General features: G+C 60.7%; 19 protein-coding genes and 2 pseudogenes. 8 read left to right on the top strand and 13 right to left on the bottom strand.

Going from position 1 to position 18,197, the window contains the following annotated elements; genetic code table 11:
- Positions 1-4: 4 nt before the first annotated feature.
- From AC061P_RS10645 to AC061P_RS10635, 3 genes are all read right to left on the bottom strand, one after another.
- Positions 5-424, bottom strand: coding sequence for a cytidine/deoxycytidylate deaminase family protein (locus AC061P_RS10645; protein WP_449647275.1), 420 nt, complete (start codon positions 422-424; stop codon positions 5-7).
- Between the two features lie 114 nt (positions 425-538).
- Complete coding sequence (locus AC061P_RS10640) at positions 539-1,495, bottom strand: nucleoside hydrolase (protein ID WP_449647274.1); 957 nt, start codon at positions 1,493-1,495, stop codon at positions 539-541.
- A gap of 89 nt (positions 1,496-1,584) precedes the next feature.
- Entirely contained in the window at positions 1,585-2,901 is a 1,317-nt protein-coding gene (locus AC061P_RS10635; protein WP_449647273.1) for an MFS transporter, read from the bottom strand.
- A gap of 569 nt (positions 2,902-3,470) precedes the next feature.
- On the opposite strand from AC061P_RS10635, the gene AC061P_RS10630 reads away from it, so the two are divergent.
- The 3 genes from AC061P_RS10630 to AC061P_RS10620 all read left to right on the top strand — a co-directional run bounded on the left by AC061P_RS10630 (position 3,471) and on the right by AC061P_RS10620 (position 5,162).
- Positions 3,471-3,938, top strand: coding sequence for a cupredoxin domain-containing protein (locus AC061P_RS10630; protein WP_449624221.1), 468 nt, complete (start codon positions 3,471-3,473; stop codon positions 3,936-3,938).
- 43 nt (positions 3,939-3,981) lie between these two features.
- The gene (locus AC061P_RS10625) at positions 3,982-4,653 is read left to right on the top strand and encodes a hypothetical protein (protein ID WP_449647272.1); all 672 of its coding nucleotides are present in this window, start codon (positions 3,982-3,984) and stop codon (positions 4,651-4,653) included.
- A gap of 92 nt (positions 4,654-4,745) precedes the next feature.
- On the top strand, positions 4,746-5,162 hold the full coding sequence (locus tag AC061P_RS10620; RefSeq protein ID WP_449647271.1) for a hypothetical protein: 417 nt from the start codon (positions 4,746-4,748) through the stop codon (positions 5,160-5,162).
- 78 nt (positions 5,163-5,240) lie between these two features.
- Here the strand turns inward: AC061P_RS10620 and AC061P_RS10615 are convergent, their stop codons facing one another.
- Positions 5,241-6,632 (bottom strand): APC family permease, encoded by a 1,392-nt coding sequence (locus AC061P_RS10615; protein WP_449647270.1) that lies wholly within the window; start codon positions 6,630-6,632, stop codon positions 5,241-5,243.
- Positions 6,633-6,834: 202 nt separating this feature from the next.
- Here AC061P_RS10615 and AC061P_RS10610 point away from each other — a divergent pair, with 202 nt between their 5' ends.
- Positions 6,835-7,215, top strand: coding sequence for a hypothetical protein (locus AC061P_RS10610; RefSeq protein WP_449647269.1), 381 nt, complete (start codon positions 6,835-6,837; stop codon positions 7,213-7,215).
- 63 nt (positions 7,216-7,278) lie between these two features.
- Here the strand turns inward: AC061P_RS10610 and AC061P_RS10605 are convergent, their stop codons facing one another.
- Positions 7,279-7,989 carry an SDR family NAD(P)-dependent oxidoreductase gene (locus AC061P_RS10605; RefSeq protein WP_449647268.1) on the bottom strand — a complete coding sequence of 237 codons (711 nt, stop codon included), beginning with the start codon at positions 7,987-7,989 and terminating at the stop codon, positions 7,279-7,281.
- On the opposite strand from AC061P_RS10605, the pseudogene AC061P_RS10600 reads away from it, so the two are divergent.
- The 3 genes and pseudogenes from AC061P_RS10600 to AC061P_RS10590 all read left to right on the top strand — a co-directional run.
- Positions 7,895-9,373: pseudogene (locus tag AC061P_RS10600) on the top strand (cation-translocating P-type ATPase); the annotation flags it as partial. The gene AC061P_RS10605 and the pseudogene AC061P_RS10600 sit on opposite strands and share 95 nt — an antisense overlap.
- 44 nt (positions 9,374-9,417) lie before the next feature.
- Positions 9,418-9,573: pseudogene (locus AC061P_RS10595) on the top strand (hypothetical protein); the annotation flags it as partial.
- A gap of 12 nt (positions 9,574-9,585) precedes the next feature.
- Positions 9,586-10,611, top strand: coding sequence for an HAD-IC family P-type ATPase (locus AC061P_RS10590; RefSeq protein WP_480392177.1), 1,026 nt, complete (start codon positions 9,586-9,588; stop codon positions 10,609-10,611).
- A gap of 98 nt (positions 10,612-10,709) precedes the next feature.
- Here the strand turns inward: AC061P_RS10590 and AC061P_RS10585 are convergent, their stop codons facing one another.
- Genes AC061P_RS10585 through AC061P_RS10570 form a run of 4 tightly spaced genes read right to left on the bottom strand, consistent with a single transcriptional unit; the run spans position 10,710 to position 12,049 of the window.
- A complete protein-coding gene (locus tag AC061P_RS10585; protein WP_480391168.1) occupies positions 10,710-11,030 on the bottom strand; it encodes an ArsA-related P-loop ATPase in 321 nt (106 codons plus the stop codon).
- Entirely contained in the window at positions 11,030-11,242 is a 213-nt protein-coding gene (locus AC061P_RS10580; protein ID WP_480392176.1) for an ArsA-related P-loop ATPase, read from the bottom strand. Before AC061P_RS10580 ends, AC061P_RS10585 begins: the two co-directional genes overlap by 1 nt.
- Before the next feature lie 7 nt (positions 11,243-11,249).
- Entirely contained in the window at positions 11,250-11,642 is a 393-nt protein-coding gene (gene arsD / locus AC061P_RS10575) for an arsenite efflux transporter metallochaperone ArsD (protein WP_480391167.1), read from the bottom strand.
- A gap of 17 nt (positions 11,643-11,659) precedes the next feature.
- On the bottom strand, positions 11,660-12,049 hold the full coding sequence (locus AC061P_RS10570; protein WP_480391166.1) for a metalloregulator ArsR/SmtB family transcription factor: 390 nt from the start codon (positions 12,047-12,049) through the stop codon (positions 11,660-11,662).
- A 362-nt stretch (positions 12,050-12,411) separates the two neighbouring features.
- Here AC061P_RS10570 and AC061P_RS10565 point away from each other — a divergent pair, with 362 nt between their 5' ends.
- A complete protein-coding gene (locus AC061P_RS10565; protein WP_480391165.1) occupies positions 12,412-12,918 on the top strand; it encodes a DUF421 domain-containing protein in 507 nt (168 codons plus the stop codon).
- 167 nt (positions 12,919-13,085) lie between these two features.
- On the opposite strand, the gene AC061P_RS10560 is transcribed toward AC061P_RS10565, so the two are convergent.
- The 4 genes from AC061P_RS10560 to AC061P_RS10545 are packed head-to-tail and all read right to left on the bottom strand — an operon-like array spanning position 13,086 to position 18,196.
- The gene (locus AC061P_RS10560) at positions 13,086-14,771 is read right to left on the bottom strand and encodes an alpha-glucosidase (RefSeq protein WP_480391164.1); all 1,686 of its coding nucleotides are present in this window, start codon (positions 14,769-14,771) and stop codon (positions 13,086-13,088) included.
- Complete coding sequence (locus AC061P_RS10555; RefSeq protein ID WP_480391163.1) at positions 14,758-16,374, bottom strand: glycoside hydrolase family 66 protein; 1,617 nt, start codon at positions 16,372-16,374, stop codon at positions 14,758-14,760. The genes AC061P_RS10560 and AC061P_RS10555 overlap by 14 nt, the downstream gene beginning before the upstream one ends.
- Positions 16,371-17,213 (bottom strand): carbohydrate ABC transporter permease, encoded by an 843-nt coding sequence (locus AC061P_RS10550; RefSeq protein WP_341954096.1) that lies wholly within the window; start codon positions 17,211-17,213, stop codon positions 16,371-16,373. The genes AC061P_RS10555 and AC061P_RS10550 overlap by 4 nt, the downstream gene beginning before the upstream one ends.
- Positions 17,210-18,196 (bottom strand): carbohydrate ABC transporter permease, encoded by a 987-nt coding sequence (locus AC061P_RS10545; protein WP_480391162.1) that lies wholly within the window; start codon positions 18,194-18,196, stop codon positions 17,210-17,212. The genes AC061P_RS10550 and AC061P_RS10545 overlap by 4 nt, the downstream gene beginning before the upstream one ends.
- Between the last annotated feature and the right edge of the window lies 1 nt (position 18,197).

Raw genomic sequence — 18,197 nt, 5'->3', positions numbered from 1 at the left:
TTCTTTAATCGTCGTAGGAGCGAGCGCGTATCCACGGCATGGGCAGGAGTTCGATGGGTTCCGCTGCGGCGACGACACCGTCCCCAGTGTCGACGAGGACGCGTAGATCCTGACCAAATTTCGGGATCAGTTCACGGCACACCCCGCACGGATTGATGACGTGCGGAACATCGTCACCCCTGAGTCCGACAGAAACGATCGTGGTGATGGCTTCCTCGCCGCCAATTTTCGCGTTGGCGACCGCGCTGCTTTCTGCGCACACCTTGACGCGCGGGGTGGCGAGACTCACGCCGAGATACACGGCTCCCGAGACGCCACGTGCAGCGGCGGCAACTCGAACCGCGCCAGGATCATGCACCCGTGACAGGAGTGCGGCGGCGGCATCGATGAGTTCCGCGTCTGAAGCAAGAAGTTCTTGAGTCACAGTCGTACCTTTCTAAGTGTCCGGGAGAAAGACGAAGCCTTCGACCGTGTCTAAAATCCACGGCCGAAGGCTTGTGCTGCTGGCTGCGCTCAGAGTGTGCAGCCGTCCGTCGCTCTAGTGCTTGGTTCCGAAAGCGGTGACGGACTCGACGAGCGCGTCTGCAACAGCTGCCGCGTCAATGTCCAGCAACACATCGACATTGGGGACTCCGCCCCAGCGGTCAACCATCTGGACGACCGTCTGTCCGCGGGTGTGCTTGCCGTCGAGTTCGACATCGACGCGCAGATGGCGCATTTGGAACCAGTCGGGGTTGATGGCGTATGCAACACACGGAACATCGTTCAGGTGCATGCCTTCGATCTTCCACTCGGGCATCTCAGTGGTGTCCTGGTGGCGGTCAGGATAGCCGATCATCTCGCACAGGGCCCGGCCCATGGGCGAACCCGATGTCCAGAGCTTCTCGACCCGTTCAGGAGTAACCGAGAATTTGCGGCACACGTCGAGACCGACCTGTGTGAGCTTCGCTCCAGATTGGATGACGATTTCGGCAGCTTCGGGATCGTTGAAGATGTTCGCGCTGGCAACAGGAGAGGCATTTCCCCATGTGAGAGCTGCTCCACCCATATAGATGATCCGGCGAACGTTCTCAGCAAACTTCGGCTCCAACGAGATCGCGAGAGCGACGTTCGTGAGCGGTGCGAGCGCCATGATGCTGATCTCGCCCGGGTTCGACATGACGAGCTCGATCATCTTCTGCACGGCCTCGGTGGGGCCATCAGCGCCGGGAGCTGGATCGGGGTATTCCCAGTACCCAACTCCGCTGGGGCGGTGAATGTGCTCGGCGAAATTTGGCTCGCCTACGAGAGGGCGGGGAGCACCAACCCAAATCGGCAGGTCCGGGCGACCCGACAGGTGCGTGATCTTACGTGCGTTGGCGGTTGCCTTCTGAACGTTCACGTTCCCGAAGACGGTGGTGAGCGCCTCGACATGGAACTCGTCCGTTGCGAGTGCCCAGAAAAGTGCGCCGGCGTCGTCGATGCCGGGATCAGTGTCGATGATGAAGCGTTCCATGGTTCCGTTCTTTCTAGGGTGCCTGTATCGGTGGGGAACCTCTGCGCGGTACCGCCGACGTCGCCGACGGTACCGCGCAGAGAGTTCGCCTACTTACCGACGAAGATGCCGTTGCGCTTCTTCGCTGCGAGGTACAGAACCACGCTAATGGCGCACAGGGTGGCGATGTATATCGGGAACATCCAGAACGTGCCCTCGCCCTGCGTCCACAGCAAAAGATACGAAGCGGTGCCACCGAATAGCGCAACGCCTACGCCGTAACCGAGGCCGAGGCCCGTGCCGCGAATGTGTTGGGGCAGTAGCGAGTTCGAGACCGTGACGAAGATCGTCATGTTGAGAAGCAACACGATTGCGCCGCCGAACATAACCCCTGCGAAAGTTCCGATGCCGGGCTGTGTGTAGAGCAATGACAGGAAGATCGTCGGAATTGCCAGGACGCGAGCAACGACGAATACCTTCGACATCGGGAAGCGGTCAAGATACTTGCTGAGGAACAGTGCGCCAAGAGTCATGAAGACTCCGAAGCCGGTGGTGATACCGAAAACAGCGGCGGGGTCTTCCTGGAAAGCAGCGCGCGCGAGGTTGGGCAGACCGGCGATCCACGTGTAGTTATAGGCCTGAATGGCACCGACGATGAAGACGGTCGCCAAAACGCTCAGCCAGTACTTGCGCACGTCGCCCCATACCGAGGGGAGCTGCTTCTTCACAACCTTCGCTTCGCGTGCGCCGTCGATGTTGAGCGTCTCAGGCAGCGTGGTGCGCAGCCACAACACGATGAGACCGAAGAGACCGCCGATGATGAACGGAATGCGCCAGCCCCACTCTGCGAGGTTGTCACCCACGAGCAGCTGCGTGAGGAAAAAGATCGACAGTGGTGCGAGCAAGTTTCCGAGGTTGTTGAAGAATCCGAAGAAGCCGGAGACATAACCGGGACGGTTCGGAACCAGTTCGAGTGCGTAGGCGGTGCCAAGGGGTGCCTCAACGCCGGCAGACAGACCCTGCAGCAGACGCATGGCGACGACTATGACCGGCGCGGCGACACCGATGGTCTCATACCCCGGCAAGACGCCGATGACAAAGCTGCCAAAGGCAACGGCTGTGATGGCGAAGATCATGATCTTGCGGCGGCCGGCTCTGTCGGCGATAGACCCGAAGATGACGCCGCCAATGGGGCGAGCGATGAATCCAACGGCGAAGACGGCGAGTGCATTCAGCGTCGATGCGAGCGCGCTGTCTGCGGGGAAGAAAGCGGCCCCAAGGTACGAAGAGAGTAGCCCGAAGATCGCCCAGTCGTACCATTCGAGGGCGTGGCCCCAGCTGAGGGCGCGAAGGTGCTTACGCTCGGTTTTGCTGGCTTTGCCTGTCAGCTGTGCTGACGAGGGCGCCGCGACGTCTTGTACGTGCATGGAGCTCCTTTGCTCAACTCTCCCGGAGGATAGTCCTTTATATCTGCGAACGCCTCGGATCGGGCGGCAGGTCTCATCCCACTATAGTATAGCGCAAGCTATTTTGCGCATTCGGGTTTCGTTACGGGGGGGCGACGGTGAAAATTCCCGTAGTTTCGCCCGAAGAAGGTAATCTCCTTCAGCCACATCGGCGCCCCGATTGGACTTCGCGTCACCGAAACGATGCCGGACGTCCGCCGGTAGGACGAGCGCCTGACCTTCCACTGGTTGCTGCCAGCGAGCACAATGAACCAGTATCAGACGAACGACGCCGACCTGCCCGAGGCCGCAGCTTCGGCCTCGGATCGGGACCAGTCATCGATCCGGACCCGATCCCGGGTCAAACGTGCGTCGCAGAACCCTTAGTGCCTAACGTCGTCGGCCAGCCCGTGCGGCGAATTCGTACAGCGGCGTGGGCCTGAGCAGCGCGCCGAGCGGCGTTGTGCCTTCGGGCACCCCTCTCGAGGTCAGTTTTTCTGCGCCCAAAAATTGATACCAAACCACTTCGCGCAGGGCGCCGAATCATCTACATGTCACTCACCAGAACACTTCGGGCACCGAAAGCCACCCTCGCAGGTGCGCTCATCTTGCCAGCACTTCTCGTCGCGCTTTCAGGATGCGCAGGTTCGCAACCGTCCCCAACGATGCCGTCAGCGACAAGTGGCACCGAGCAGTCTGCCGAAGCCGGCGAAAACGTCGTTACGACTATCGGCCTGAAGTTCATGCCGAAAGACCTCACCGTCAAGGTTGGCACCACGGTTACCTGGCAGAACGGCGAGACGATCGGCCACACCGTGACCTCCGGAGCCTGGGGCGATGTAAACGAATCAACGGGTCTCCGCGGTACGCAGACACCCGACGGCCTCTTTGACCACGATCTAGCGCCGAAGGGTCAGGAGGGCGACACGTTCTCTTACACCTTCGACGAACCCGGCGAGTACTTCTACTACTGCCAACCGCACTTGACCATGAACGCAAGCGTCACGGTCGAACCGTAACAATCCGTACGACACAACACACCATCATCAAGGAGAAGAAACAATGCGTAAAATCACAGCAATCACCGGTCTCGGACTCGCCGCGGTACTAGCACTCTCGGGCTGCTCAGCTGCAGCAGAGTCGCCCGCCACTACCGACGACATGACCTCTTCAGCGGTCACTGACACGGTAAACAGCGACGGCTCGACGTTGCGTGCAACGCTAACCGCACTGCTCGCCGACCACGTCTACCTCGCCGGTGCAGCCATTGACCAGGCACTAGCCGATGGTGGCGACCTCACGACGGCAGACGTCGCTGCAGCAGTTGAAACCCTCGACAGCAACTCGGTTGAGATCGCAGCCCTCGTAGGCTCGGCCTACCCGGACGCTGAGCAGCCTTTCCTTGATTCATGGCGCTCGCACATCCCGTTCTTCGTGAACTACGCGGTCGCAAAGGCAACGGGAGACGAGGCTGGCATCGAACAGGCCATGTCAGACCTGGGTGGCTACGCGGTATCGTTCGGCCAGCTGATCAACTCTGTTGTTCCTGAACTGCCGGCCGAAGCCGTACAGGCTGAGCTTGAGATGCACGCCACGTCGCTCGTTGCAGCGATTGACGCGAACATCGCCGGTGACCCTGCCTACTTCTCGCTGTTGAAGGAAGCTGCAGGCCACATGCCGATGACGGCAACGGCACTCGCTGGCGGAATCGCAGCCAACAAGGGTATTCAGTAAAACCACTCTGTGAATGACGCCGGCGGGGAGCGAACGAATCGCTCCCCGCCGGCTTCAGCATTTCCAGAAAGTTATCGAGAGAGAGCAAGGACATGAAAATTTTCATCATTGCGGCACGAATCTGGATTGCACTAGCGCTTTTGGTTAACGCCTACGTGCACTTCGTCCTCGCGTCTCCCTTCGATGCCATCGTCGGCTCACTAGTCAGTCAGGGTGCCCTGTTCCGCATCCAAGGTGTAGTGAACATCCTCGCGGCCGTCCTGATTCTGGTGGTATATCGGTGGTGGACTGGGCTGGTCGTGGCAGTGATTGCGGCGGGCGGCCTCGCACTACTGGTGGCATCGGTATATGTTCCATTGGATTTGAGCGCAATCGGGTTCCCGGTGATCTACGAACCCGTGTGGTATCCCGACAAGGTAATAGCAGTTGTCGCACAGGGCCTCGCGCTAATTGGCGGGCTGGCGCTGGCGGTTGTGACTCGTCCTCGTGCAGCTCAGAAACAAACTTGACCTGATCAAACTCTCGCAACGACTGTGTGCTGGCGCCAACGACATCACGGTCTGCTCGGCGGTCTTCAGATATCGGCGTTAGAGTTCCGATGCATCGCGACCATCCCCATCCTGTTTTCGAAGGGATTCGATCGATCGGATGCCCTCTGGGCGGCCCGCGCGCACCCATAGCGCCCACAGTGTGGCTGCTATGAGCGCTGCAGCCGCGAGGCTCACGAGGGGCCACCCGCGGGCAAGGTTGACGATAAGCGTGAACGCCACAATGGCCGCGCCGATCACGTTGAGGACGAAGCGTTTGTGCTGGCGGGCCAGATGTGTGAACCGAGCCATCGCTAGCAAGCCGGAGAGGAAGCTCAAAAATACAGCCACCGCGTAGAACAGTACGAGCCGCTGGTCGTCAGCGCCGGTGGCAGCGAGGACGACCATCGAGAGAGCGGTGAAGAGTACGAGACCCCAATATGGGGTGTGGCGCCGATTCACACTCCCCAATGCCGCAGGCAGAATGCCCACGGCGTTCGTGCCCGAAGGATGCACCGCGAGCGCTTTCAGTAGCCCCGGGCCCGCCTGAAAGGAAGAACTTGCCGCGGCGAGCAGTAGCAGCGCGGTCATGAGCTGGAAGAGTCCAAACAGCGGGGCCGGGGCGACGTGCCGGGCAAAGTCGGCAATGAGAGTCGACCCCTCGTCGGGGATGCTGATGCCAAGCCGTGTCGCTTGCACTGCGAAGGTGAGCGTGAGTACGCCAACGATGCCGAGAGTGAGCCACAGTGTGAGTTGCCCGAACCAGCGGCGACCATCAGAATCGAGTCCGCCGAGCTGCGCAATCGCCGTCGAGGGAGCCTCGACACCGGTCGCGAGCGCCATCGCGACGGGAAAAGCCAGTATGACGGCGACAGCGCCCGCAAGCGCGTTCGGGTCGGCAGCTGCCGAATCGTCGAGGACTGCCGAATCGAGTGGCGCGGCAACAACACTGAACAGGAGCACCGACGCTGCCACCGCGACGAAGCTCACCGTCATCAGCGCGAACAGGATTCGCCCAAGATTTCCGAACAGGGACAACCCGCCAACAACGGCCACAAGCGCGAGGGCAATCAGCAAGCGCCACGGCGCAAGCACGGGAAAGTAGGCAATGACGGCCGATGCGGCTGCCGAGACGCTAATCGCGATGGTCAGTACGAAGTCGACCACGAGCGAGCCAACTGGCAGAAACGACCAGCCGTCACCGAAGGCTTCACCGATGGCAGCCGATGCTCCACCGCCATCCGGATAGCGGGCGATCAGAGCCCGGTAGTTCAGGACAACGAGCGCGATGATCGACACCACGAGCCCCATCGTCGCGACGAGCAGGTCGAGCCGACCATCCAGCGCCCGGAGCGCCGCTTCGACCGCGTAGGCGACCGAGGATACAGGGTCAGCCATGAGCGTGAACGCGAACGCAAGAAACAGAACGACGCGAGAGCGTAGGAAGGGCACGCGGCGACCCTACTCCGGTAGCAACCTAGTCCGTCGCGCGCCGCGGCGTGGCTGGGGGAAATTCGGGTGCTAGCCTCACGCGCGGGCTGAGGTGCGGAACACGCTCACCAGGTCGAGACCACGCCCGCAACGGAGCCGGTTGGGACCATGGCAGCGTGCGGGATGCCGGGCCGACTGCTTTCGCTTAGGTATAGTCGAGAGGGTGAATGAAAAAGATCTGCTCGGCCTCTGGTCGGGAGCACGGTTGCACATCGTAATGGCGCAATTTGCGCCAACCTTCCTGCTTACTGTTGTCATTACCGCGCTTGCTCTAGACGGATTCGATGGCAGCCCGGTGGCCGTGCGAATAGCGGCGGCGGGAATCCTACTCGCCTCGGGAATTCTTGGCTCCATCGCTCAGTACACGGCCGCCAGCGAAGCGAAAGCCGTGGCGGTCGATCTGGCGCAGATCGAGAGTCCGTCCCGGCTCGTGCAGCAGATCATCCAGACCGCATGGTGGACGACGATCGTGAAGTTCGTCACCCCGGCGATCTTCACCGTGATCTTCCTAGCGATCCTCTGGGAGCTGTTCATCGCAGGTTAGGTGACCGCCAGGCAGCGATCTATGACGAGCGCATCCCGATCGACTAGTGAGCTTCGCAGCAGATCAGGCTGCGGACTGCGGTGTGAAAGCTCCGCTCGGTAGGTCCTTCTCTCCGGCAACGATTGCGTCAACGATGCGGCGAGCAACATCGGCGGGGTCGAAGCCGGTGGGCATGGTGGGCGCGGTGCCAGCGACCGGCCTAGTGGCGAGCCCCGTCTCGGTGTGGCCGGGTCGGGCGTCAAGGAGCCGGATGCCGTCGCGGCGCAGTTCGCGGCCCGCTGCCTGCCCGAACGCGGCGAGTGCCGCTTTGGATGCGGAGTAGGCGGCCATGTTCGCTGTAGGGGATTCGCTGACGATGCCGCTCAGGGTAAGAAAGAATGGGTCGCGCTTCGCTGCCGCTGACTCGAGCAGGGCGGGGCGTGCTGCACGGAGCAGGCGCATCGGCCCAAGCGCGTTTACGGTGAAGAGCGCATCCATTGTCTCGTCGTCGGCGTGAGATGCCGGACCAAAGGCTACTACTCCGGCCGCGTTGATGACACCATCGAGCTGCCCATGGGCGCCTAGGGCGGCACTGATAAGTTCGACGCCAGAGCCGGAATCGCGAAGATCAGATTTCACGAATGTTCCTGGCACGGCCCGGGCGCGCACTTTTTCTTCTGATCGCCCGTGGAGGGTCAGGATGGCGCCTTCAGCAGCCAAAATTCGAGCGATCGCGGAGCCAAGGCCCCCTGAGGCGCCAACGACAAGAATGGAGGATCCTGCAAGCGAAGTCATACGCAAACGATACTGTTTTCGGCTGTGGAAAACCCCAGCCGCGGTGGCGTGGTGGCATGACAACAGGCGAGCCGGAGACACCGTGGTATGCGCTCGCCCCGAGGGGGCCTTCACACAGCTTGATTCGAGCTCGCACGGGCTGACGACGGCCGAGGCCGACGCGCGCCGCGCTAGGGTTGGGCCGAACCAGCTGGAAGTGCGCAAGCCGACGCCCCCGTGGGTGGTGGCAGCGCGACAATTTCGGTCGCCACTTATCGCAATTCTGTTGGTTGCGGCGACAGTTGCACTGTTGCTGCAGGACTGGGTTGACGCCACGGCGATTCTCATCGTGCTCGTGCTGAACGCGTCGATTGGGTTCTGGGAAGAGACGCACGCCGAGCGCGAGATGCGTGCGCTTGCCTCGCTCACGGTGCCCGCTGCACGCGCTGTGCGTGACGGCCACATCATCCGGCTTCCCGCGGTCGACCTCGTGCCGGGCGATGTTGTCGCGCTCGAGAGTGGCGAGCAGGTGGCCGCCGACGTGCGCGTCATCGAGGCTCATGCCCTGCAGGTCGACGAGTCGATGCTGACCGGCGAGTCAGAGCAGGTGCACAAGACTTCCGCGCCCGTTTCCGAGCATGCCGCAATGGGCGACCGTCACGGGATGCTTTACAGTGGCACCTTTGTCACGTTCGGTCGCGGCCGCGGTGTTGTCGTGGCAACGGGCCGCTATACCGAGTTGGGGCGCATTAACGAGCTCGTACAGACCAGCTCGGAGCGCACGCCGCTGCAGCAGAGTATCCGCCGCCTCGAGCGCCGTATCGGAATTTTCGTGGCCGCTGTCGCTGTCGCTGTGGTCATCACCGGCCTGTTGCTGGGGGAAAACCTCGAAACAGTATTCCTGTCAGCGATCGCCATGGCCGTCGCGACGATTCCTGAAGCTTTGCCGGTAGTGATGACCGTCGCGCTGGCGATCGGTGTGCGTCGAATGGCAGCCCAGGATGCGATTGTGCGCACGCTGCCCGCCGCTGAAACGTTGGGCTCGACAACCGTGATCGCGAGTGACAAAACGGGAACGCTCACCGAAAACCGGCTCACCGCCGAGCGCGTGTGGATACCCGGCGGCGATGCAATCGACGTGTCGACCCTGCCTCACCAGCCGAGCGGCGTGCTGCGCGAGATCGTCATGGCCGGCGCCCTCGTCAACGAGGCGCACCCGCACGGTGATAATGAGAGTGGCTTCATCGGTGACGCTGTCGACGTGGCGCTCGCCGTGCTTGCGCGCTCGCTCGGGGGGACGAGCGATGATGACGACCTACCCGACCAAGTGGCCCGACTCCCGTACGAGCCGCAAAACCGCTACTCGCAGTCACTGCGCCGTGGCGGGCACGGCGACGATGCCGCGCTCATGCTCTATGTGAAGGGTGCGTCCGAACTGGTGCTATCGATGTGCAGCTCAGAAGCTGGGGGGGGAGTACCCTCGACGCTGCCGCGCGCCAGCGAGTGCAGGATGCACACGATCAACTGGCCGGCGACGGTTACCGGGTACTGGCAATCGCCTGCCGTACGGTGGCCGACAACGAGCTGTCAGGGCCGGAGCTGCCGCACCCCGCCGGCTTGCAGTTGCTCGGGCTCGTTGCGCTCACCGACCCGCCGCGTGAGGAGGTCCTCGAGTCGATTTCACTCTGTGTCGGAGCAGGGATGCGCGTCATTATGGTGACCGGCGACCACCCGTTGACCGCCACCACAATCGCGCGTCGGCTCGGCATCGCCGACTACGACAACGTGATTACGGGCGACGAACTCGACGACCTCAACGACGCAGCGCTAGCCGAACGTGTCGCTCACGCCGGAGTGGTGGCGCGGGTCTCACCCTCAGACAAGCTGCGCGTCGTGCAGGCGCTGCAGGCCAATGGCGACACGGTTGCTGTAACGGGCGACGGCGTGAACGACGCGCCCGCGCTCAAGGCGGCCGCGATCGGCGTCGCGATGGGCGAATCGGGCACGGACGTGGCGCGCGAGGCCGCAGATGTCGTGCTCACCGATGACCGCTTCGCCACCGTTGTCGAGGCGGTGCGGCAGGGGCGCATCGTGTTCTCGGCGATCCGCAAAGCTACCTTCTTCTTGCTGTCGACCGGATTTGGCATCATGCTCGCCGTCGCCATCAGCTTCTTTTTTGAGCAGCCGTTGCTCTTGATACCCGTGCAGGTGTTGTGGATTAACGTTGTTACGAGTGGCCTACAAGACGTTGCGCTCGCGTTTGAGCCTGCGGAGGGGGACGAGCCGCGGCGACCTCCGCGGGCCGCGCGCGAGGGTATCCTGTCCCGCGAACTGTGGGTGCGCACCGTGATGTCGGCGAGTTGGATGGCGACCGTGCTGCTCATCACCTTCCAAATGGCGCTCGCCGCGGGCTATGAAATCGAGCACGTACGCACCATCACGATGACGGTGTTCGTTCTCATGAGTTTCTTCCAATCGGGCAGCGCGCGCACCGAGCGCCGCTCGCTCTTCACCATCAGCCCATTCAGCAACCCGTTTCTCATCGCGACCGCCCTCGGCTCGCTCGGGTTGCAGTGGCTCGTGATGACCTGGCCGGTCAGCGCGGGCGTGCTGGGGCTTGTGCCGCTCACCCTCAGCGAGTGAGTGGGGTGTGCACTAGCCGCATCGACCCTGCTGGGGTTCATCGAGACGGAAAAATTTGTGCGACGCATGCTGGCTCGGCGTACGAGTGCGACTGCGGTCTAGACAGGCTGGTGAGCACGCTGCGTCAATCTGGAGAGCTTCACCTCACCGATCGGCTCTTCGGCGAGCAGCGGCACGAGCGCGATCCGTGGGCTGAGCGCACGCACGCGGGCGATCTGTTCGACTTCGTTCGCGGCCCGCTTGCGCAAAAACGGCGACACCGGGTGCGTGGCAGCGATCGAATTGTTGACTACCCAGCCCCATGGGTGAATGCCCGCACGTTCCAGGTCCTGCTGTAGCCCTTCGGCTTCGAGTACGGGGGTTGTTTCTGCCAGGGTGACGAGGATGACCTTTGTCTGCGCCGGATCCTGCAGGCGCATCAGCGGCGTAACGAACGTGAGGCTGTCACCGATCTGGCGGGCGATCTCGGTGGTACACGACCGATATTGGATGCGGGGTCGGTGCTCACCAGCAGAACTTGCTTGCCGCGGGCAGCGATCTCGAGCGCGGTCGCGCAGGCGACCGAGGTTTTGCCGACGCCTCCCTTGCCGGTAAAGAAGAGGAATCTGGGTGGATCTTCGAGAAACTTCACGGTCGACTCAGCAACATCCAGTTCCACCGCAGCAGCCGCCGGCCGTCTTCTGGGTGAGCCCGAGGTCGAGACGCTCAGCGGATGTCGTGGCAGGGGTGCCGAGGCCGGCAAGGTCGTGCAGCGCCTCTTTAGTGGGATATGCGCCGGTGGCAACGGTGACTCCATCGACGACGGTCAGCGGCAGTCCCTTCGACCCGACGGTGTGCATGAATGCGCGCACCGTTTCATCGTCTGTGAACGCCGTGGGGTCGTTGGCCAGGTTATGGCGCGTAATGTCTGCGCCCAGTTCTTGAAGGCTGCGAACGTCTGCGGTAACGGTCACGAGTGACTGGTCGATGTCGGCACCGCACACTCCGGTGTCGCAGCAGAGGGCAGCTTCGTAAATATGGATCGTGGGCATGAGGTTCTCTTTCTCGCTTAGGTAGAACAGGTCGGGGGGGCGAAGTTGGCGGGCGCGTCCACATGGATAGCGACGCCGAGGGCCCGGATCGCCTTGGATTCGACCGCGTACTGCACGTTCATACCCCGGCGCTCCTTTGAGACAAGTCCGGCCTTCTCCAGCGTCTTTAGATGATGGCTAACCGTCGGTTCCGAAAGCCCAACGGCCGGTGCTAGGTCGCAAGTGCAGGCTTCCTTGTTGGGCTGGTTGAGCATAAACGCGATGAGCCGAAGACGCGCAGGATCAGCCAGTGCCTTCAATCGCACCGCGAGACGCACCGCATCATCTAGGGGAAAGTCCGGAGTTGATGACAGCGGCGCGCAGCAGATCGGCGACACATCATCCAAGACCGGGAGAGCTTTAGGCATGGTCCCAGTATGGCACTTATTAGACATATATCAAATAGTCAAGAAGGCGTTGTTAGCAAACCGTATGTCCGCTTCTGGTTGCCGTTCGACGGTTCCTGTCGTCGCCACTGCCCACTGGTCTGCCGACGTATGTACCGCACCGACTCGACAGCGTGGAACTTGTTGAGGTTCGAAGGCTGCGCATCCTAAACGCGATTGCTAGCGGCGAACGCAGGTAAGCGCAGCAAGCCCATGCGGTTGTGAATCGGTCGCGGATCATGGTTCCTACTTTGGGCGAGTTCAAGAACCAGTAGCAGGATGACCCAACTATGGTGTGACGCAGAGGAGCGTTGCGCTGCCGTCAGGGGAAAAGGTGACACATCATGTGGTTCGATTCGTGGTCTGACCTCATCCGTATCGCGCTTGCGGGAACAGCGGGATACGCCACTCTCATCATCGTCTTACGTATCTCGGGCAAACGCACCCTGTCACAGCTCAATATCTTTGACTTTGTCGTGACGGTCGCGCTCGGCTCCATCTTGGCGACAGTCTTGTCGAACACGGATGTGTCATGGTCGGAGGGCGCCGCAGCGTTCGCACTTCTTGCTGTTCTTCAGTTCATTGTTGCGTGGGCTACATCTAGGTGGCCGCGTGCCCGAGGCGTGGTCACCTCCACCCCAGTGCTGCTGTTTAGCGACGGGACGGTCCGCCACCAGGCACTAAGGCGCGCCCGCCTTACCGAGTCTGAAGTGCATCAGGCGATCCGGGAAAGCGGAGCGGGTGACCTAGCGGACATTCGAAGCGTCGTCTTGGAATCCAACGGGAAACTCAGCGTGATCTCTGCGAGTAAGTACGGGGACGGCTCAGCGCTCAAGGATGTGAAGAACTAGGCGCCGACTCGAGCGCCGACACCGCCGGATCTGTCGTGATCTCGGGATGAGTGCCGCTGAGCGTCGAGAAGAAGCAGAGCACCTTGGTTCGGATCTGATTTGTCGCCTGGTCTTCGCGAACTGAGCGCGGCAACCGGTACTAGAGATTTCCGATAAGGATGCTCGAACTAACCGATATCGTCGTGTGGGCCGTGATTCACTCGCAGCACTCGGACCTCCCACGGCCGAAGAAGGCCCATGCTCTCGTCGTAATTTCCGAGGACCCACTCGCCGACGACATTGTGATCGACGTTGTCCCCGCTCAGGTTTGCTGCGACAGTGAGCGTAACCCCATCCCAGAATCTTTCGTAGACAAAAAGTGAAGGATGAAGCGGCTCGAGAAGTCGAAAATTGCCGTGAACAACAACAGGATCAGCGTGGCGCAGCGCGATGAGGGAACGATAAAACTCATAGACCGATGACTCAACTCCCACCTGCGACTCTGCGTTCACCGACACCGTGTTGGGATTCATCGCGATCCATGGATCACCCGTGGTAAAGCCTCCGGCGGAGCTCCACTGCATCGGCGTCCGAGCGTTGTCCCTGCCGATTCGCTGGATCGAGGCGATCGCCACGTCGGGAGGTGTTCCCGAAGCAACTGCTTCAGAGTAGTAGTTGAGTGATTCGATATCACGAACGTCGCCGATGTTCAGCCCGGCAACGTTGGTCATGCCGAGCTCTTCGCCCTGATAGATGTACGGCGTTCCGCGTTGCAGATGCAGTACCGCACCAAGCGCTTGTGCGGACTTTTCGCGATACTCGCCGTCGTCACCGAAACGGCTTACCGCCCGTGGCTGATCGTGGTTGTTCCAGTAGAGACTGTTCCAGCCAACCTCTCCGAGCCCGATTTGCCACTTCTCCATCGACGCTTTAAGTTCGACGAGGTCGAGCGGGCGTCCTTCCCACTTGCCGGTTGGCCCGTGGTCGAGACCGACGTGTTCGAACTGAAAAACCATGTTGACTTCACCGCGGGATGAATCGGTGAAACGTTGAGCCTGATCAACGGTGACTCCGGGCATCTCTCCGACAGTGAGATACGCCTGGGGCCGCCCGCTAAATACTGACTCGTGCATCTCTTGGAGGTACTCGTGAATATGTGGTCCGTAGCTAAAATGCGGGAAGCCGTCACCGAAGCGTGAACCGGGATGCGATACGCCATCAGGCAGGCCCGGTTCCTTGGAGATCAGATTGATCACGTCCATGCGGAAACCGTCGACCCCACGGTCGAGCCACCAGCGCATCATCGAGTAGATCGCTTCGCGAACCTCTCGATTCTCCCAGTTGAGGTCTGGTTGCTTCTTCGAGAAGAGATGAAGGAAGTGCTGCTCGGTTTCCTCGTGCCATTGCCAAGCAGATCCAGAAAAGAACGACTCCCAGTTGTTCGGCTTGTCCCGCCATATGTACCAGTCGCGCTTCGGACTTTCGCGTGAGGATGAGCTATCTATAAACCATGAATGTTCGTCGGAGGTGTGATTGACGACGAGGTCCATTACGAGCTTCATCCCGCGCGAATGGATGTCTGCGAGTAGATCGTCGAAATCTTGCATCGTGCCAAATACTGGGTCGATTGCCTGATAGTCACTGATGTCGTAGCCGTTGTCGTCGTGGGGTGACGAGTAGATCGGAGAGAGCCAGATGACGTCGACTCCGAGATCTTGGAGATAATCTAGGCGACTGCGGATTCCCGGGAGATCTCCGATCCCATCGCCGTTGCTATCGGCGAAACTCCTCGGGTACACCTGATAAACAACGGCACTGCGCCACCATTCGGCGTTAGGAACTAAAACAGTGTTCGTCTTCTCAACGATTGTCATTGTCTTCGCCCTGTCTGCTCGTGGGATCAATCAGCACGAGCTGCCATACGGCCAAGGGCGGGAGCACAGCGAAGGCGAATTCGCCGTCGACCGTAACCTCCACATCGATCAATCGTCCAAGTCCGTCTGGGTCGGCGACCTGCACTCGTGGCACGCAGCCGGGGATTCGACGGATCTTTGCTCGGCCAGCGCCGACGTCGGCGGTCGGATTGCGGGGCGCGTCCCATAGAGAGTCGACCTGGCCGACCAGATTGATGAGATGGATGATCCGGCGACCATTGGATTCGGTGACTCGTCGCCAGATCTCGCCCGGCAGGCCAGTTTCGCCCACGATCGCGGACTCGAAAGTGACATCCGTGTCATCGTTGTATGCACCCACGGTCGCACCGGTGACATCGACGATTGAGGTGTCGAGCAGCAGCTCATCGTGCTCGACGAGGAAGTCGTACCACCGTTTCAGGAGCTCTGCAGTTGAGGGTTCGACGGTGTGGTTGCGCACATAGTAGGGGTCAACGAGGATTCGGTCGGCCTCGCCGGCGAGCAGATGGGTGGCGCCGTGGGAGTAGAGGGCAGCCATCGTCAGCGCGGTTGCTCGATCGGATTCCGCAGTTGGCGCGGAGTCATAGACGTGCTGATAGGCCGCGATGACGATCGGTTTTGATCCGGCCACCGTTCGTGCACGCGTGACCACTGACGCTAGAGAGCCCAGTGTTTCTTGGGGAGACCAGACTTCGATATAGACGGCGTCTTGCGGCGACGAGCCTGTGCTCCACGTCGGGAAGTCGTTGACGTTGTTGAATACGAGCGTGGCTTCGGGAAGTCCGCTCCGCACCGTATCGATCATCGTGGTGAATGATTGGGCCACGTCAACGATGTCACCATCAGGGCGTCGTGCCATTTTCGGGTAACCGTATTGGTCGAGGTGGAATCCGTCGAAGCCGACCGAATCGACAGCTGCGGTGAGGTCGCCGACGAAGTGTTCCAGCCAGTCCGGTGCGGCTGGGTCGACGAGGAACAGGAAGTCTCCCAAACCGTAGGGTGCTTGCGAGCCATTCAGCAATGCTTGATGTTGCCAGGCCGGCCATTCATCCGGCCCTACCGCGTAGACGGCGGCGTACCCAAGGGCTTTCGCTCCTGCCTGCTGTACGACCTGGACTAGTTCTCGAACGGTTGCGAGCGAGATCGGCTGCGCGAGGGCATCCGTGTAGTTCTCGCCTCCGCCCATGAGCTCTGCGTGCCTGTATGCCCAGTCGTAGAACTGGACTCCGGTGAGGTGGAGTCGACGCACGGTATCAGAGACACCGGTCAGGTCTCGGTTCGGGGAGTAGTCCACGACGAAGCCGTAGCGAAGACGCGCTGCACTCTGCTCCGCCACCTGTACAGCGCTCCGCACTGTGGACGTTCCGTCGCTGAGCTCGATTCCGTAGGACCCAATACCGAGTCCGGGGAGTGCGATTGTGGTTGACCCGTCGTAGTCGAGTTCCAGCACGGAATCCCCGAGGTACCAGACGCTCATTTTTCCTCGAGGCGCATCTCCTCTGATCTCGATCTCGACGAGCTCTCCCGGGGTAAAGGTTGACTTGGTGGGAAGGAGTTCGATCATCCTTTTACTGCTCCTGATGTGAGGCCCTGCACGAAATAGCGTTGGAATACGAGGAAGACGATGATCACCGGCACGATCGCGATCATTGATGCCGCGAATACGAGTCCCCACTGCACGGCGTTGTTCCCCTGACCGGCAAAGAGTTGTATCGCAATCGGTAATGTTCGATTCTCTGGTGAGTTAGTGAGGGTGAGCGCGATGGTGAACTCGTCCCAACACGCCAGGAAGGTGAAGATCGTCGCTGTAGCAAGGCCGGGTTTGGCTAGGGGTAGAGCGAGCTTCCAGTAGCGCAGCCAAGCGTTGGCTCCGTCGACCTGCATCGCTTGATCAAGTTCTGCCGGGATAGATTCGAAGAACCCCCGGAGGAGGAACGTATTCAGGGCGAGAGAGCCGGCGACGTAAAACACGATCAACCCCACGAGCGAATCCAACAGGTGCAGATTCTTGGCAAGGATGAACTGCGGAATGATCAGCATGATCGCCGGGATCATCAACCCGAGTAGGAGAACCCGGAACAGAGTTTCTTTGAAACGAAACCGGAATCGCGCGAAGGCGTAGGCCATCATCGAGCTAACAAGCAGCGAAAGTGCGGTCGAAATGACCGCAACTATCAGCGAATTCATGAAGTATCTGACGAAGTCCGACGATTCGATTGCCTGCTCGTAGTTCGCCGTGGTTGCGGGGTCGGGGATGAACTGCGGTGGGTTGGTGAAGACGTATGTCTGCTCCTTGAACGAGGTCGAGAGCATGTAGATGAACGGGATGATCATGATGATCGCCCCGACTGACAGTACGAGAATCCGGACCGCATTTCCGGCTGCGAAGCGTCGTGTTCTCACAGCGCACCTCCTCCATTGCGATCGCGGAAGACCCTCATCTGAACGACGGAGAGAGCGAAGACAAGCACGGTCAGGATGACGGCGATTGCCGATCCGTATCCGAAGTCCAGGTTATTGAACGCCTGTTCGTACATGTAGGTGAGGAGCACGTCGGTGCGCCCCGCTGGCCCGCCACCCGTTATCAGATACACGGATACGAAGACATTGAAGCCACCAATCACGAGCATGACAGTGACGAAGAGCAGCGCGGGCCAGATCGCGGGAACGGTGACGACCTTGAATCGTTGCCATCGGTTTGTGCCATCCATGGTCGCTGCTTCGACAAGCGTTTGGGGCACGCCTTGGAGGGCTGCGAGGAAGATCATCATCGACCAGCCGATACCTTTCCAGACGCCAAGGGCGCAGATTGCGATGAGGGCTGTCCACCGGTCGGCTAACCATGCAGTGTCACCGTTGGTGATCTGAAGCAGGTCGCCGAGCGCGAAGTTAATAAGTCCGTCATCGGAGAAGAGAAATTTGAAGAGGAACGAGACGACAACCCAACTGGTCACCACGGGCAGGTAGAAGAGCACGCGGAAAAGGGGCTGAGTTGGACTCTTCTTCTGAATAAGAAGCGCGATCGCGAGGCCAATGATGATCTGCGGTGCCACGGTGAGCACCATGTAGATTCCGCTGTTGCTCAGAGCGAGCCAGAAATGATCGTCAGCGAATGCTTTCGCATAGTTGTCTAGTCCGAGGAATTCGCTGGCCGCAGACCCGACGATTTTCCAGTCGAAGAAACTCATCTGGAATGCCTGGACCGTGGGATAGAGCACGGTGACAGCAAAGAGGATGAATCCGGGCGCGAGGAATAGGTAGGGCGTTGCAGCGAGGACTGCTCGGCCTTTAGAGCGCCGGCGCCGTTTTTTGGGTGGTGCTGGCGTGACGGAGAGGACCTCCGCCACGCCAGCGCTCAGGCTTTCGCCGGTTGAGAGTACAGACACG

It is taken from the genome of Rhodoglobus sp. G.S.4 (genome assembly GCF_056619605.1).
This window is presented reverse-complemented; position numbering and strand designations above follow the sequence as displayed.